This window comes from Methylobacterium sp. E-016, assembly GCF_022829745.1.
Classification (GTDB): domain Bacteria; phylum Pseudomonadota; class Alphaproteobacteria; order Rhizobiales; family Beijerinckiaceae; genus Methylobacterium.
Window position 1 is genome coordinate 23,956 of sequence record NZ_JAKSYF010000011.1, and the last position, 14,901, is coordinate 38,856.

The 14,901-nt window shown below is 68.2% G+C and carries 16 protein-coding genes and 1 pseudogene; 8 read left to right on the forward strand and 9 right to left on the reverse strand.

The window, feature by feature from the left end; genetic code table 11:
- Positions 1-45 precede the first annotated feature (45 nt).
- Positions 46-456 carry a DNA-directed RNA polymerase subunit omega gene (gene rpoZ / locus MKK68_RS00550; RefSeq protein ID WP_147727742.1) on the reverse strand — a complete coding sequence of 137 codons (411 nt, stop codon included), beginning with the start codon at positions 454-456 and terminating at the stop codon, positions 46-48.
- A gap of 251 nt (positions 457-707) precedes the next feature.
- Here rpoZ and fabD point away from each other — a divergent pair, with 251 nt between their 5' ends.
- The 7 genes and pseudogenes from fabD (at position 708) to MKK68_RS00580 (ending at position 6,283) form a co-directional block, all read left to right on the forward strand.
- The gene (gene fabD, locus MKK68_RS00555; RefSeq protein WP_313898950.1) at positions 708-1,643 is read left to right on the forward strand and encodes an ACP S-malonyltransferase; all 936 of its coding nucleotides are present in this window, start codon (positions 708-710) and stop codon (positions 1,641-1,643) included.
- 204 nt (positions 1,644-1,847) lie between these two features.
- Positions 1,848-2,585, forward strand: coding sequence for a 3-oxoacyl-[acyl-carrier-protein] reductase (fabG, locus tag MKK68_RS00560; protein ID WP_243933013.1), 738 nt, complete (start codon positions 1,848-1,850; stop codon positions 2,583-2,585).
- Between the two features lie 299 nt (positions 2,586-2,884).
- Positions 2,885-3,124 (forward strand): acyl carrier protein, encoded by a 240-nt coding sequence (locus MKK68_RS00565; RefSeq protein WP_066926221.1) that lies wholly within the window; start codon positions 2,885-2,887, stop codon positions 3,122-3,124.
- Between the two features lie 99 nt (positions 3,125-3,223).
- Positions 3,224-4,483: a beta-ketoacyl-ACP synthase II gene (fabF, locus tag MKK68_RS00570; protein WP_244027529.1), complete on the forward strand. Its 1,260-nt coding sequence runs from the start codon at positions 3,224-3,226 to the stop codon at positions 4,481-4,483.
- A gap of 33 nt (positions 4,484-4,516) precedes the next feature.
- Positions 4,517-5,242 carry an AAA family ATPase gene (locus MKK68_RS00575; RefSeq protein ID WP_244027536.1) on the forward strand — a complete coding sequence of 242 codons (726 nt, stop codon included), beginning with the start codon at positions 4,517-4,519 and terminating at the stop codon, positions 5,240-5,242.
- Positions 5,243-5,386, forward strand: a pseudogene (locus MKK68_RS29840) (AAA family ATPase); the annotation flags it as partial. It lies immediately after the preceding gene.
- On the forward strand, positions 5,387-6,283 hold the full coding sequence (locus MKK68_RS00580; RefSeq protein ID WP_244027543.1) for a hypothetical protein: 897 nt from the start codon (positions 5,387-5,389) through the stop codon (positions 6,281-6,283).
- Positions 6,284-6,301: 18 nt separating this feature from the next.
- On the opposite strand, the gene MKK68_RS00585 is transcribed toward MKK68_RS00580, so the two are convergent.
- The 8 genes from MKK68_RS00585 to MKK68_RS00620 all read right to left on the reverse strand — a co-directional run bounded on the left by MKK68_RS00585 (position 6,302) and on the right by MKK68_RS00620 (position 12,961).
- Positions 6,302-7,018 (reverse strand): YidB family protein, encoded by a 717-nt coding sequence (locus MKK68_RS00585; protein ID WP_244027545.1) that lies wholly within the window; start codon positions 7,016-7,018, stop codon positions 6,302-6,304.
- Positions 7,019-7,029: 11 nt separating this feature from the next.
- Positions 7,030-7,443: a hypothetical protein gene (locus MKK68_RS00590; protein ID WP_244027547.1), complete on the reverse strand. Its 414-nt coding sequence runs from the start codon at positions 7,441-7,443 to the stop codon at positions 7,030-7,032.
- A gap of 91 nt (positions 7,444-7,534) precedes the next feature.
- Positions 7,535-7,822 carry a hypothetical protein gene (locus MKK68_RS00595; RefSeq protein WP_279605144.1) on the reverse strand — a complete coding sequence of 96 codons (288 nt, stop codon included), beginning with the start codon at positions 7,820-7,822 and terminating at the stop codon, positions 7,535-7,537.
- Positions 7,823-7,846: 24 nt separating this feature from the next.
- Positions 7,847-9,826 carry a BON domain-containing protein gene (locus MKK68_RS00600; RefSeq protein WP_244027550.1) on the reverse strand — a complete coding sequence of 660 codons (1,980 nt, stop codon included), beginning with the start codon at positions 9,824-9,826 and terminating at the stop codon, positions 7,847-7,849.
- Between the two features lie 203 nt (positions 9,827-10,029).
- A complete protein-coding gene (locus tag MKK68_RS00605) occupies positions 10,030-11,859 on the reverse strand; it encodes an ATP-binding cassette domain-containing protein (protein WP_244027552.1) in 1,830 nt (609 codons plus the stop codon).
- Positions 11,860-11,907: 48 nt separating this feature from the next.
- The gene (locus MKK68_RS00610; protein ID WP_147729106.1) at positions 11,908-12,120 is read right to left on the reverse strand and encodes a hypothetical protein; all 213 of its coding nucleotides are present in this window, start codon (positions 12,118-12,120) and stop codon (positions 11,908-11,910) included.
- 89 nt (positions 12,121-12,209) lie between these two features.
- Positions 12,210-12,524, reverse strand: coding sequence for a polyhydroxyalkanoic acid system family protein (locus MKK68_RS00615; protein WP_147729107.1), 315 nt, complete (start codon positions 12,522-12,524; stop codon positions 12,210-12,212).
- An 80-nt stretch (positions 12,525-12,604) separates the two neighbouring features.
- A complete protein-coding gene (locus MKK68_RS00620) occupies positions 12,605-12,961 on the reverse strand; it encodes a septal ring lytic transglycosylase RlpA family protein (RefSeq protein WP_243933022.1) in 357 nt (118 codons plus the stop codon).
- Positions 12,962-13,636: 675 nt separating this feature from the next.
- On the opposite strand from MKK68_RS00620, the gene MKK68_RS00625 reads away from it, so the two are divergent.
- A complete protein-coding gene (locus MKK68_RS00625; RefSeq protein WP_147842975.1) occupies positions 13,637-14,830 on the forward strand; it encodes a site-specific DNA-methyltransferase in 1,194 nt (397 codons plus the stop codon).
- Positions 14,831-14,901 lie beyond the last annotated feature (71 nt).

A 14,901-nucleotide genomic window follows, 5' to 3' on the forward strand; every position in this document is an offset into this window, starting at 1 on the left:
CCGCCGGGCCCGTGAAAGTCCGAAGTCCGGCGACGACGCCGAAGGCTACTCGCCCTCGTCGTCGGTCTCGACGGGCGGCGCCAGGTTCTCGAGGCCGCGGAGCAGATCCTCCTCGCTCATGCGGTCGAACTGCGGCGCGGAATCGTCGCTCGCGGCGGTCGGCGAGACGGCGGCGGCGGTGGGCGAGCTCGACAGCAGCGGCACGGCCTCGGCCTCCGGCTCGTCGACCTCGACGTACTTCTGCATCGAGTGGATCAGCTGTTCCTTGAGGTCGTCGGCGGTGATGGTCTCGTCGCCGATCTCGCGGAGCGCCACGACCGGGTTCTTGTCGCGGTCGCGGTCCACGGTGAGCGGCGCGCCGGCGGCGAGGAGACGCGCGCGATGGCTCGCGAGCAGGACCAGCTCGAACCGGTTCTCGACCTTCTCGATGCAATCTTCGACGGTGACGCGAGCCATGCGCGGCGGCTCCTTCCAGCGGATACGGGGATGTCGGGCGGTGCCGGCTCATACACCGGTTGCGGTTTGGCAACAAGCACAGCGGTTTATTGCGTCGTGCATCCCGCGAGACCGTGCCGCCGACGGTGCGAATCGCCGAGCCGCGACGGCCCGGGGCGCAGGCCCCGTTTGTGCGCTGCATTGTTGACACCCGCGGCGGGTGGTGCGACTGCGCCGCCCTTTCCGACAATGGGTTAGGCGACGGAGCGACCGTGCGGGCACTCATCTTTCCGGGCCAGGGCAGCCAGGCCGTCGGCATGGGCAAGGCGCTGGCCGAGGCCTTCCCGCAGGCGCGCGCCGTGTTCGCCGAGGTCGACGACGCTCTGGGCCAGCCGCTCTCCCGCGTGATGTTCGAGGGCCCGCTCGACGCGCTGACGCTGACCGCCAACGCGCAGCCGGCGCTGATGGCCGCGAGCCTCGCGGTGCTGCGGGTGCTGGAGGCCGAGCGCGGGCTCGATCTCGCGCGCGACGTCGCCTTCGTCGCCGGGCATTCGCTCGGGGAATATTCCGCCCTCGCCGCCGCCGGCAGCCTCACGATCGCCGACACCGCGCGGCTGCTGCGCATCCGCGGCGAGGCGATGCAGGCGGCGGTCGCCCCCGGCGACGGCGCCATGGCGGCGCTGATCGGCGCCGAGGTCGAGACCGCCGCGGCGATCGCGGCGGAGGCCGCCGAGGGCGCGGTCTGCGACGTCGCCAACGACAACGGCGCCGGCCAGGTCGTTCTCTCGGGCGACCGGGCCGCGGTCGAGCGCGCCGTGGCGCTCGCGCAGGCGCGCGGGATCAAGCGCGCGGTGATGCTCAACGTCTCGGCGCCGTTCCACTGCCGCCTGATGCAGCCCGCCGCCGAGGCGATGCGGGCGGCGCTCGACGCGGTCACGCTCAACCCGCCGGCCGTGCCGCTCTACGCCAACGTGCTCGCGGCGCCGGTCTCGGATCCGGATGCGATTCGCCGAAACCTCGTGGCGCAGGTGACCGGAACCGTGCGCTGGCGCGAGAGCATCGCGGCCATGGCGGCGGCGGGCGTCGACGCGTTCTCCGAGATCGGCTCCGGCAAGGTTCTGTCGGGCCTCGTCAAGCGCATCGCGGCCGGTGCCGCGGCGGTGCCGGTCGGCACGCCGGACGACGTCGCCGCGTTCTCCGTGGCGTGATCGAGGCCCGCGCGCGCCTTCCTTCTCCCCTCTGCGGGAGAAGGTGGCCCGCGAAGCGGGTCGGATGCGGGGAGCGACGCCTCCGGATACGGCGCTCCCCTCCCCCGCCCCCCGCTGACGCAGGGGCCACCCTCCCCCGCAGAGGGGCGGGAGACGCGCGGAGCCGATACCAAGACTTCGACACCCACAGATGAGGTGATCCCCATGTTCGATCTCACCGGCAAGAAAGCCCTCGTCACCGGCGCCACCGGCGGACTCGGCGGCGCCATCGCGCGGGCGCTGCATGCGCAGGGGGCCGCGGTGGCCCTGTCGGGCACCCGCGCCGAGGCGCTGGAGGCGCTGGCGGGCGAGCTCGGCGCGCGCGCGCACGTGCTGCCGACGAACCTTTCCGACACGGCCGCCGTCGAGGCGCTGGTGCCGGCGGCGGAGGCCGCGCTCGGCGGGCTCGACATCCTGGTCAACAACGCCGGCATCACCCGGGACAACATCTTCGTGCGGATGAAGGACGAGGAGTGGGACCAGGTCATCGCCGTCAACCTCACCGCCGCGTTCCGCCTGTCGCGGGCGGCGGTGCGCGGGATGATGCGGCGGCGGGCCGGGCGCATCGTCAACATCGGCTCGGTGGTCGGCACCACCGGCAACCCCGGCCAGGGCAACTACGCGGCGGCCAAGGCCGGGCTCGTCGGGCTGACCAAGGCGCTGGCGGCGGAGGTCGCCTCGCGCAACGTCACCGTGAACTGCGTCAGCCCCGGCTTCATTGCCTCGCCGATGACCGACGTGCTCAACGAGAAGCAGCGCGAGGGCATCCTCGGCCGGGTGCCGGCCGGGCGCCTCGGCGAGGGTGCGGAGGTGGCCGCCGCCGTGGTCTACCTGGCCTCGGCGGAAGCGGCCTACGTCACCGGCCAGACGCTGCACGTCAACGGCGGCATGGCGATGGTGTGACGCCGGGGCGCGCGGCCCGGCCATCCCGCGGAAAACGCGGCGGAATCGGCGCCCGGAGCACACCGATGAACGGTTCGTGAACCGGGCCTCGCCAGCGCCGAAACCCTGTGTTAACACCCCGGCTGCCGTGCAAGGGGTTGACGGTTCGGCGGGTTCCGAGTCCAAGGCCAACAGGATTTCAGGACCCAGCGCGTTCGGTCACCAGCCGCTCGAAACAGGACCGGCCCGAAGCAAGGGCCACGGCGGCGACGGCGCCATTCCTTTCACCCACGTAACGTGAAGACCGAGGACCAGCAACGATGAGCGATATCGCTGAGCGCGTGAAGAAGATCGTCGTCGAGCACCTGGGCGTCGAGCCCGAGAAGGTGGTCGAGGGCGCCAACTTCATCGACGACCTCGGTGCCGACAGCCTCGACACCGTCGAGCTCGTGATGGCGTTCGAGGAAGAGTTCAACGTCGAGATTCCGGACGACGCCGCCGAGACCATCCAGACGGTCGGCGATGCGGTGAAGTTCCTGGAGAAGAACTCGGCCGCCTGATCGGCCAAAACGTCCTTCGGGTCGACGCGGCGCGGGCGGGGTGGAAACACCCGACGCGCCGCTGTCGTTGTTCAAGCGGAACGGGTTCGGGATAGCGCGATGCGGCGGGTGGTGGTTACGGGTCTGGGGATGGTCACGCCGCTCGGCAGCGGAGTCGAGCACACCTGGAGCCGGCTGATCGCCGGCGACAGCGGCGCGGGGCCGATCACCACCTTCGAGACGTCCGACCTCGCCTGCCGCATCGCCTGCACCGTGCCGCTGGGCGACGGCAGCGACGGCACCTTCGATCCCGACGCGTGGATGGAGCCGAAGGAGCAGCGCAAGGTCGACCCGTTCATCGTCTTCGCGATGGCCGCCGCGGGCCAGGCGCTCGACGATGCCGGCTGGCACCCGACGAGCTACGAGGACCAGTGCGCCACCGGCGTGATGATCGGCTCCGGCATCGGCGGCATCGGCGGCATCTACGACGCCTCCGTGACCCTGAAGGACAAGGGCCCGCGGCGGATCTCGCCGTTCTTCATCCCCGGGCGCATCATCAACATGGCCTCGGGCCAGGTCTCGATCGCGCACGGGCTGAAAGGTCCGAACAGCGCCGTCGTCACCGCCTGCTCCACCGGCACGCACGCGATCGGCGACGCGGCCCGGCTGATCATGCTGGGCGATGCCGACGTGATGGTCGCGGGCGGCGCCGAATCGCCGGTCGACCGGCTGTCGATCGCGGGCTTCGCCGCCTGCCGGGCGCTGTCCACCGGCTTCAACGACACGCCGACCAAGGCCTCGCGCCCCTACGACAAGGCCCGCGACGGCTTCGTGATGGGCGAAGGCGCCGGCGTGGTGGTGCTCGAGGAATACGAGCACGCCAAGGCCCGCGGCGCCAAGATCTACGCCGAGGTGGTCGGCTACGGCATGTCGGGCGACGCCTACCACATCACCTCCCCCTCGCCGGACGGCGACGGCGCCTTCCGCTGCATGACGGCGGCCGTGAAGCGGGCCGGCATCGACCCGGGCGCGATCGACTACATCAACGCCCACGGCACCTCGACGCCGATGGGCGACGAGCTCGAGCTGCGCGCCGTCGAGCGCCTGCTCGGCGCCTCGGCCCAGGGCGTCGCGATGTCCTCGACCAAGTCCGCCGTCGGCCACCTCCTCGGCGCCGCCGGCGCGATCGAGGCGATCTTCTCGATCCTGACCATCCGCGACGGCGTTATCCCCCCGACCCTCAACCTCGACGACCCGAGCGTCGAGACCGCCCTCGACCTCGTGCCGCACGAGGCCAAGCGCCGGCGGGTCGACATCGCGCTGTCGAATTCTTTTGGATTCGGCGGGACGAATGCGAGCCTGGTGGTGCGGCGAATTTAATCAGTTTAATTATAAACTCGGCGAGACGGACGTATGGACCGTTATAACAGTGTTGAGTTTATAAATTTTAAGGCCTACAAAAGATTTAGAATTGATCTAAACCATTTCAACATTCTTGTTGGACCAAACAATGCGGGAAAATCCACAATCCTAGCGGCGTTTCGTATTCTTTCCGCAGGACTTCGGCGTGCATCTGCTAGAAAAGCTACACCCGTTATAGGCCCAAATGGCCTGACGATGGGCTACGACGTTGATCTAAGCCTCATTTCGATCGCAGAAGAAAATATTTTTTACAACTATGACTCTTCAACACCTGCCAGCGTTTGCTTTCGCCTAAGTGACGCGAAAATACTGACTCTTTATTTTCCAGAGCAGGGAAAGTGCGTCTTAATAGCGGAATCCTCTGGAAAAGCTGTAGTAGCGCCTGCAACTTTCAAATTGAAATTCGATTGTCCGATAGGATTTGTTCCTATACTTGGACCCGTTGATCATCACGAACCATTATATGAAAAAGAAACTGCGCGTACTGCATTGTTTAATTACCGGGCCGCACGAAATTTTCGAAACATCTGGCATCACTACCCCGAAAATTTTTCATCTTTTAAAGAGCTTCTGCGACAAACCTGGCCCGGTATGGATATCCAGGCTCCAGAACAAGTAATCCGAGATGGGAAATCCAGATTATATATGTTCTGCCCTGAGGATCGTATTCCTAGAGAGCTGTTTTGGTCCGGATTTGGTTTCCAAGTTTGGTGCTAGATGTTGACCCATCTAATACAGTCGAGACACGTCTCTTTATTTTTAATCGATGAGCCTGATATATATCTTCATGCGGATCTACAGCGTCAATTACTCAACATTTTGCGGGACTTAGGTCCAGATATCCTGATAGCGACGCATTCTGTGGAAATTCTCACTGAAGCTGAAGTCACTGATATTATAATAGTTAACAAAAGCAACAAGTCTGGCAAAAGAATAAGAAATCCGGCTCAGCTTCAAGATGCGTTTGGAATTGTCGGATCAAGCTTAAATCCAATTCTCACGCACCTTTCTAAGACACGCAGAGCTCTTTTCGTCGAAGGAAAAGATTTCAAGATTATAAGCCAATTTGCACGCAAATTGGGAAAAGATCACATCGCCAATCGAAGAGATTTTGCAGTAATTCCAATAGGTGGATTCAATATACAAAAAACAAAAAATCTACTCGAAGGTATCGAAACTGCCCTTGGAAACAAGATATCGAGCTTCGTCCTGCTTGATAAAGACTTCAGATCTTTCGGCGAAGTCGAAAACATATGTAATGATTCTAAAGGTATATTTGGATCGCTCATGGTCTTAGATAGAAAGGAAATCGAAAACTATCTACTAATTCCGAAAGCAATAGAACGCGCCATTCAGAAAAGACTTAACAGCCGGTCGCCAATCAAACCTGCGCAACCATCAGTCTCGCTCGATATAATGCCATATTTAGAGTCATGCATTGAGGAACAACACGCGCACGTACTATCCCAACTACTATCAGAAAACGAACGGTTTCATCGCGAAGCCAAAAGCAGCTTGCATAAATCTACAATCAATGAAAATTTTATTTTGCAGTTCGCGCAACATTGGAAGGGTATTGATTTTCGCATCTCTACGATCGGCGGTAAAAAGGCATTAGCTGATTTAAATAATATTATTGAATTACAATGCGGATGCAGCGTGACTCCTAATACAATAATCAATTCTGCTGAAAGGTCAGAGATCCCCAAGAAAATAATAGAATTAATCGACTCTCTAGAAATCTTTCGCGCAAGTTAGGCTTTTTTAATCGACAATTTACCACCCCCGCCGCTCCCCCGCATCCGGCACCCGCCCCTGCGGCGTGAGCCCGTGCACCACCTCTGGCAGCACCTGAGACAGCTGCGACAGCAGCGAGTCCCGGTCCATCCCGGTCTGGCTCTGGAGCGCGCCGAGGGTGTCGGGGCCGAGCGCGCGGGCGAGGTCGTTAGGCTCGATGCTGCGGTTGCTGCCGTGGCCGATCCACGAGTCGATTACGTCGCCGAGGCCGCCCTGCCGGAAGCGATCGACGAGGCCGTCGAGCCCGCCGGTCTCGGCCGATGTTTCATGTGAAACATTTCCTGATTGAGGAACATTGGCTCGGTCGCCGGGACCGTCGAGCATCCCGGAGAGATCGCTGAAATCGCCGGGCGGCAGCGGCGCCTCGCGGCGGCCGCCCTCTTGGTCGAAGCCGCCGATGTCGCCGGGATCCTGGGCGGCATCATCGGCGGGGTGGCCCGGATCGCGGCCGTAGGGACCGGCGCCGCCGGAGCGTTCGGTGTCCGGGCCGGGCTCCGGCCGGCGCTGGCCGCCGCCGAACACGTCGCCGAGGGCGCCGCCCAACCCGCCGCTCGCGCCCTTGGCGAGCAGCAGCATCAGCAGCGCCTTCACGATCGGCGACATCGCGCCGCCGGCCGCGCCGCCTGGGTTGCCGCCGCGTCCGCCGCCGAGCACCTGCCCGAGCACGCCGCCGATCACCGAATCGAGCAGACCCATGGTGGTTTCCTTCAATCAGGGTGGACGGAGCGCACGAAAAAGCCCCCGCCGATCAACGGCGAGGGCCGGGCCGAGGTTGCGTCGCGCCTAGCGGGCGGAGCGCGTCGCGTCGCGTCGGGCAGGTGCTCTTTCGGGTTCACCCGCGCGGCGCCGACGGTGCCCGTGTCCATCACGTCGGTGCCGGGCGCGAGGGCGCGGGCCGAGGGGACGGTCCCGTTCGGCCGCCCTTCGGCGTCCGGCAGGGTCGCGGCGGTGGGCTGGTCGATGCGGCTGGCCGCCGACTGCGCGCGCGCCGGCTCGACGAAGTCGCCGAGCATTGCGAGCGCGCCGGAGCCGGCGAGGCCGGCGGCGAGGAGCGCGGTGGCGGCGAGGCCGGCGCGCGGGCGCAAGGTGAGGCGACGGCGGGCGGAGCGATCGAGTCTCATGGTTTGGGGTCCGTTGCGTGTCTCCGGTGAGCCCGAAGGCTCTTTCTGGAGGGGCAACGCCGGACCGGGGCGCCTCGGTTCCGCGCCGGCTTCAGGTTGTGGGGGGCTCGCTCGGTCGCACCCCCGCGAGGCGCCGGGCGAGCCCGCCGAGCGCGCAGCCGGCGAGGTAGGGCGCCAGCATCGCGACCGCGCTCTCGAGCCAGAACCCGGCGACGCCGGGCACGATCCCCGCGAGGGCGATGCCGGCCAGCACCAGGGTCGCGATCCCGAGCGCGGCGGGAATCGCAGGGCCGGAAGGCAACCCGGCGAGCCGGCCGACGCCGAGCCCGAGCATCAGGGCGGCGAGCGATCCCGGCCACAGGCCGGCGAGGAGAAGCATCACGGGCGAACGGCCTCTTGACGGTCAGGGCAGCACGGCGAAGGCGATGCCCGGCCGGTCCGAGGGTTTGTCCGCGATGCTGAGCTGCTCGACGCCGGCGCCGGCCTGGAGCAGGTACTCGACGACCACCCCGGCGCGCAGCCGCGCCAGGTCGGGCTCGGGCGCTTCGGTCGCCTCCCTGGGCTTCGCGTCCTTCGGCTTGGCATCCCTCGGCTTGGCATCCTTGGCAGGCTTGGCATCCTTGGACGCCGGCGCGGCCTTCTTGTCCGATGCCTTGGCGTCGGGCTTCGTGGCATCGACCTTGGCCGGATCGGGCTTGGCCCCTGCCTGCGCCCCGGACGCGTCGGCGACCTTCGCCTCGGGCGGAGCGGGCGCGGGCTTGGCCGGATCGCCGTGGCCGGCGACCGCGATGCGCAGCGCGGGGCAGGTTTTGGCGAGGTCGGCGAGACGATCGAGCACCGGATAGAAGATCGGCGCGAGCGCGCCCGAGCCGGGCGGGAAGCGCAGGCTGGTTCCGCCGACGAGCGCCGTCGCCTCGGCGCGACAGGCCTCGGGATCGCGCGTCGGCACGGGGGTCTTCGGCACCACCGCGACGGTGGCGCTCCAGCCCGGCGGCATCGCGGCCGGCAGGGTCCGGGCGACCCGTCCCGCGGCCTCGCGATACAGGCTCTCGCCCGACAGCATCAGGGTGCGGTCGGCGACCGCGACCTCGCCGCTCGACAGGCTCGCCAGCACCGGCACCGCGGCGGACAGGGCGGCGGCGAGGTCCGGCGGCGCACCGTCGGCGATGCGGGTGCGGTCGAGGATGCGCTCGCGGAAGAAGCGCGGCTTCACCACCGCGAGCAGCCGGTCGCGCGCTTCCGTATCGGGGAGGTGGCCGGACAGGCTGACGCTGTCGGCCTCGCGCCGGATCGCGACGCGGTAGGGCGAGAGCGGCTTCACCGTGAGCGCCACCGCGCCGGCTCCGACCCCGGGAGGCCTGGCGTCGCGCATCACCGTCTCGATCTCCCCGACGGCCTGGCTGTCGACGGCGTCGCCCGCGACCGACACCCGGGCGCCGTCGAAGCGGGCGCCGCCGCTCTGCATCAGCCCGACGAGGCGGACCAGGAACCTGGCGAGCGCGTCCGGCTCGATGTCCTTGGCGAGGCCGCGGGCGGTGCGCATCCGGTCCTCGACCGCGACGCCGTCGGCGATCTCCGCGGCCAGCCGCCCGATCTCGGCCCGCGCCGCCTCCGAGACCACCGAGCCGGTGAGCACCACCCCGCCGCCGGGGTTTCGCGACACGGCCATGGTGAAGTCGTCGATCCGCGCCGGCAGGACGTCGACCCGGCCGAGCGTGTAGCCCGGCGGCGGCTCGGCGAGCGCGGCGCGCAGCGCGTCGTAGGCGGCGACGTCCACCGCCTCGCCCGAAACGGCGATCGCCATGTCCGTCACCGTGGCGATGGCGCCCGGCGCGAGGTTGCGCAGGCGCGCGACCGCGTAGGCCGCCGCCGCGGGGAAGTCGGGCGGCGCGCCGCGGGCGGCATGGGCCGCGTCGTCGATCGCCGTCTCGTCGGGGATCTCGGCGGCCAGGCGCGTCCGCAGGGCGGCGCGGCCGATCTCCGCCGGGCGGCTGCCGGAGAACGCGATGCGGTCGGGGGCGGTCCGGGTGGCGCTCCAGGCGAAGGGCGCGGCGGTCTCGATCAGCCCGATCTCGGGCACGATCCGGCGCGGCTCGGCCAGCGCCTCCAGCCGGGCGAGCGCCGCCGCGCGCGCGGCCGGCCCCGGCGCCTCGCCCTCGGCGACGATGTCGCGCCCGCGGACCGTGACGCGGAGCCAGGGCTCGGGCGATCCGGCCTCGGTCGCCTGCGCCACCGCCTCGCCGGCCTCGGCGATCCGCGCGCCGATCCCGGGCCCGGCGTACAGCGTGGTGCCGACCCAGATCAGCCCGACCACGGGCAAGCCGAGCAGCCAGCCCTTGGATCGCAGGCCGTCAAGCGATGCGGGCGGATGGCGAGACGGCACGGGCTACGATCCGATGATGGCGGGCGATCCTCGTCTCACAGAGCGCATGATCGGGCACGGGTCCCCTCCCCCGCGCGGGAGAGAGTGCTGCGCCGTGCTTCGAACACGCCGTCCGGTGCCGCCACCCGGAGATGTGTGAGTCCTGGAACTTCTGCACCGGAAACCTGAACCGCCATCGCGGCATCATGAAGGCCGGCGGACGCTCACCCTTCGCGCAGCATCTCCAGCTCGAGCCAGCGCTCCTCGGCGCCGGACAGCTCGACCTCGGCCTGGGCGAGCATCGCCGACGCCTTGTCGAAGCGGGCTGCGTCGCGGGCGTACAGGCCGGGATCGGCCAGCACCGTGCGCAGCTGCGCGATCGCGCCCTGCAGCTTCTCCATCCGCGCGGGCAGCGTCTTCAGCTCGTGCTGGTCCTTGAAGTTCAGCTTCGCCTTCGACGCGGGCGCCGCCTCGGCCCTTTCGCGAAGGTCCGCCTTTGCGCCGCTCTTGGCTTCGGCTTTTCCCTCTGCTTTTCCCTTGGCGCCGGCGCGCGCCTGCACGCCGATCCCGCGCTGGTTGACCATGTCGGAGTAGCCGCCGGCATACTCGACCCAGCGCCCCTCCCCTTCCGAGACCAGCACGCTGCCGACGACGCGGTCGAGGAAGTCGCGGTCGTGGCTCACCAGGATCAGGGTGCCGGAATAGTCGCCGAGCATCTCCTGCAGCAGGTCGAGGGTCTCCAGATCGAGGTCGTTGGTCGGCTCGTCGAGGACCAGAAGGTTGGCCGGCTGCGCCAGCGCGCGGGCGATCAGCAGCCGGTTGCGCTCGCCGCCGGAGAGCACCGACACCGGCGTGCGCGCCTGCTCGGGGGTGAACAGGAAGTCCTTCAGGTAGCCGACCACGTGGCGGCTGACGCCGTTGACGACGACGGAATCGCCGCTGCCGCCGGTCAGCACCTCGGTCACGGTCATGCTCGGCTCGAGCACCGCGCGGGCCTGGTCGAGCAGCATCATCTTCAGGTTGGTGCCCTGGCGGACGCTGCCGTCGTCGGGCTGCAGCTTGCCGGTGAGCAGGTTGATCAGCGTGGTCTTGCCGGCGCCGTTGGCGCCGACGATGCCGAGGCGGTCGCCGCGCATCACCCGCAGGGACAGGTCGGCGACGATCCGGCGCTCGCCGAAGCTCTTGTTCGCGTTCTTGGCCTCCATCACCAGCGTGCCCGAGGCCTCGGCCTCGCCGGCCTGCATCGTCACGGTGCCGACCGGGCGGCGGTCGTCGCGGCGCTCCTTGCGCAGCGCGTGCAGGTTGCCGAGGCGGCGCACGTTGCGCTTGCGCCGGGCGGTGACGCCGTAGCGGAGCCAGTGCTCCTCGTCGTTGATCTTACGCTCGAGCTTGTGCCGGTCGCGCTCCTCCTCCTCGAAGAACGCGTCGCGCCAGGCCTCGAAGCCGGAAAACCCCTGCTCGATCCGGCGGGTGACACCACGGTCGAGCCAGATCGTGGCGCGGGACAGGGCGGAGAGGAAGCGCCGGTCGTGGCTGATCAGCACCATCGCGGCGCGGGTGCCCTTCAGCTCGGCCTCGAGCCACTCGATCGCCGGCAGGTCGAGGTGGTTGGTCGGCTCGTCCAGCAGCAGCACGTCGGGCTCGGGCGCCAGCGCCTGGGCGAGCGCGACGCGGCGGCCCTCGCCGCCCGAGAGCCGCGTCGGGTCCTCGCTGCCGTCGAGGCCGAGGCTCTCGAGCAGGTAGCGGGCGCGGTGATGCGCGTCGCCGTCGCCGAGGCCCGCCTCGACGAAGTCGAGGGTGGTGGCGAAGCCGGAGAAATCCGGCTCCTGGGCGAGGTAGCGGATCGTTGTGCCGGGCTGGACGAAGCGGACGCCGCGATCCGGCTCGACGTGCCCGGCGGCGATCTTCATCAGCGTCGACTTGCCCGAGCCGTTGCGCCCGACGAGGCAGGTGCGCTCGCCGGGCGAGACGGAGAACCCCGCCCCCTCGATCAGCGGCGTGCCGCCGAAGGTGAGCGCGATGTCTTGAAGGGTCAGGAGCGGTGGGGCGGCCATGGCCGGGCTTATGGCAGCGCGGCCGCCTCACCACAAATGCCGATGCGCTCAGGCGACCGGGTCGGCGGGGCCGGTCGGCGTCGGCATGCCGGGCGTGGTCACGGGGACCTCGGCCGGGGTGATGCCGGGCGCCTCGCTCGGGGTTTCGCCGGGGATCTCCGGGCCGGGCGCAGGGCTCGGCACGGTCGGCGGGTCGTAGGGCGTGTCGGGGGCCGGCGTTGGGTTCGTCGGCACCTCGGGGATCGCGCCGGGATCGGCCATGGGAAACGCTCCTCGCTGGGGTCGCGGCGCGTCTTGGCGCGCGCCGCGTGACGAGCGTGAACGGCGCGGTCGCGCCGGGTGTTCCGGCGCTACTTCTTGGTCAGCAGCAGGTTGCCTTCCTTGCCGACCATCTTCTTCACCTTGTCGGCGAACAGCGCGAGCAGCAGCGGCAGGTGGCACTCGACGCGCACGCTCTCCTGGCCGACGTCGATCTGGCCGTTCATGTTTTGCTTCATCGCCGAAATCGCGAAGTCGAGCCGGTCGCCGGTCCAGGCGAGGTTCTCGATGGTGACGCCGCTCTTGGCGAGCAAGGCGCGCCCCTGCTCGACGCCGGTCTCGATGCGGCGGCGCGCCTCGTCGCGGCCGAGGTCGTGCGGGATGTCGACGATGAGGGGTTTTGCCATGGCTTTTCGCGCTGCGTCTCCGGTTCAGGCCCGGAGATGGGGCCGGCCGGGGTGCAGGGCAACGCCGGCCGGACTGCCCATCAGTTCACGACGTGCAGCGAGACGTAGGTGGTGCCGCCCATGCCGAGCGCCCGGGCCGAGCCGCGGGACAGATCGATGATGCGGCCATGGACGAACGGGCCGCGATCGTTGATCCGCACCACGACCGACCGGCCGGTGCGCCGGTTCTCGACGCGGACGCGGGTGCCGAAGGGCAGGCTGCGGTGGGCGGCGGTCATCCCGTTCGGGTTGAAGCGCTCGCCGCTCGCGGTGCGATGGCCGCTGCCGTACCAGGATGCGCCGCCGCTCTGGGCGGCGGCCGGCAAGGAGGCGGCGACGAGCGACAGGGCGGTTCCGAGGGTGACGGCGGCGTTTCTGGCGACGGGTCGGAAATGCATGCTTCGGTCCTTGACTGTTGACGAGGGCGGCGCCAATCGAGACCGAACGGGGCTGAAATGAGACCCCCACATTTTGGGCAGCCGGATCACATTCCGGCCGAATTTCGAAGTTGTCGTCCGCATTCGCTGCTACAAGCAACGCGCAAGCATTGAAGACTTGTCTTTTTCTCGGCGCGAATGCCCGATTACGGTGCGGTATAATCTTCATGCCCCCGCACAGGGACGCAGGAAGAACCGCCGTCGAGGTCCGAGACGTGCGCTCAGCGAAACCCTGCTGCCCACCCTGCGACTGAGCTTGGCCGTAGCGTGGGGCCGAGCCGGGCTCGTGGGTGCGGCGCCGCGGGCGCCTGCCTGCACCGCCGGGTCGTTCCGGGTCCACGACCGTGTCGGCGCACGACCTGGTCGCCGCGAGGCGCTTGGAGCGATCCATCCGGACATGCGAGCGCGGAACGCGACAATCGCCGCATCGGGTGCGGTCGATGCGGTCCCGGCAAGGCAAATCGCCGTGATGGGAATGGTTAAGGCGACGTGAACGCGACAGGCCGCGACGATCCAGAAAGAGATCGAAAGCAACGCCAGCCCCAAACCGGGACATGAAGTTCCGCAAATCGGAAACGCGACCTTTACCTTAACGGGGCCATGGTCTGCCGGTCAGTCGCGTAACCGGTGTTTGCCATGGCTTCCCCGCGTACCGTGGTTGCCGACGCCGCCGCCCGGAAACATGTCTCGCGTACCGGGCGCGCTTCGTCGGCACCACGGATGGGTCTCGTACCCGCCGTCCAGCGCCTTCCCCTCGACGAGATCCTCGTCGGCGACTGCATCGCGGCGATGAACCGCCTGCCGGCGTCGTCGGTCGACTGCGTCTTCGCCGACCCGCCCTACAACCTCCAGCTCGGCGACGCCTCGCTGATGCGGCCGGACCAGAGCCGGGTCGACGCCGTCGACGACGACTGGGACAAGTTCGCGAGCTTCGCCAGCTACGACAGCTTCACCCGCGACTGGCTCACCGCCTGCCGCCGGGTGATGAAGCCGAACGCCACGCTGTGGGTGATCGGGTCGTACCACAACATCTTCCGCGTCGGCAGCGTGCTGCAGGATCTTGGTTTCTGGATCCTCAACGACATCGTCTGGCGCAAGGCCAACCCGATGCCGAACTTCCGCGGCAAGCGCTTCACCAACGCGCACGAGACCCTGATCTGGGCCTCCCGCTCGGCCGAATCGAAGGGATACACCTTCCATTACGACGCGCTGAAGGGCGGCAACGAAGACCTTCAGATGCGCTCGGACTGGTTCATCCCGCTCTGCACCGGCGACGAGCGCCTGAAGGGCGCCGACGGCAGCAAGGTCCACCCGACCCAGAAGCCAGAGGCGCTGCTCGCCCGCACGCTGCTCTCGGCGACCAATCCCGGCGACGTGGTGCTCGACCCGTTCTTCGGCACCGGCACCACCGGCGCGGTGGCCAAGCTGCTCGGGCGTCGCTTCATCGGCTGCGAGCGCGAGGCGGTCTACGCCGACGCCGCGCGCCGGCGCATCGACGCGGTGGTGCCGCTGTCGCGGGCTGCGCTCCTCGTCGCGCCGACCAAGCGCGCCGAGCCGCGGGTGCCGTTCCTCGGCGTGGTCGAGGCCGGCCATCTTAAGGCCGGCGACGTGCTCACCGACGAGCGCCGCCGCTTCAAGGCGACGGTGCGGCCGGACGGCCAGCTCGACGTCGGCGTCGCCATCGGCTCGATCCACAAGGTCGGCGCCCTGGTCCAGGGGCTGCCCGCCTGCAACGGCTGGACGTTCTGGCACGCCGAGCGCGCCGGCAAGCTGGTGGTGATCGACACCTATCGCGCGAAGCTCCGCGCGGTGATGGGGGCGGCGGGCTAGAACCGCGCCCCCTCCCCCCCGACGGATCGCGGGCTTGCCCGAGATCCGCACCTCGTGTGCCCAAGTCGGGC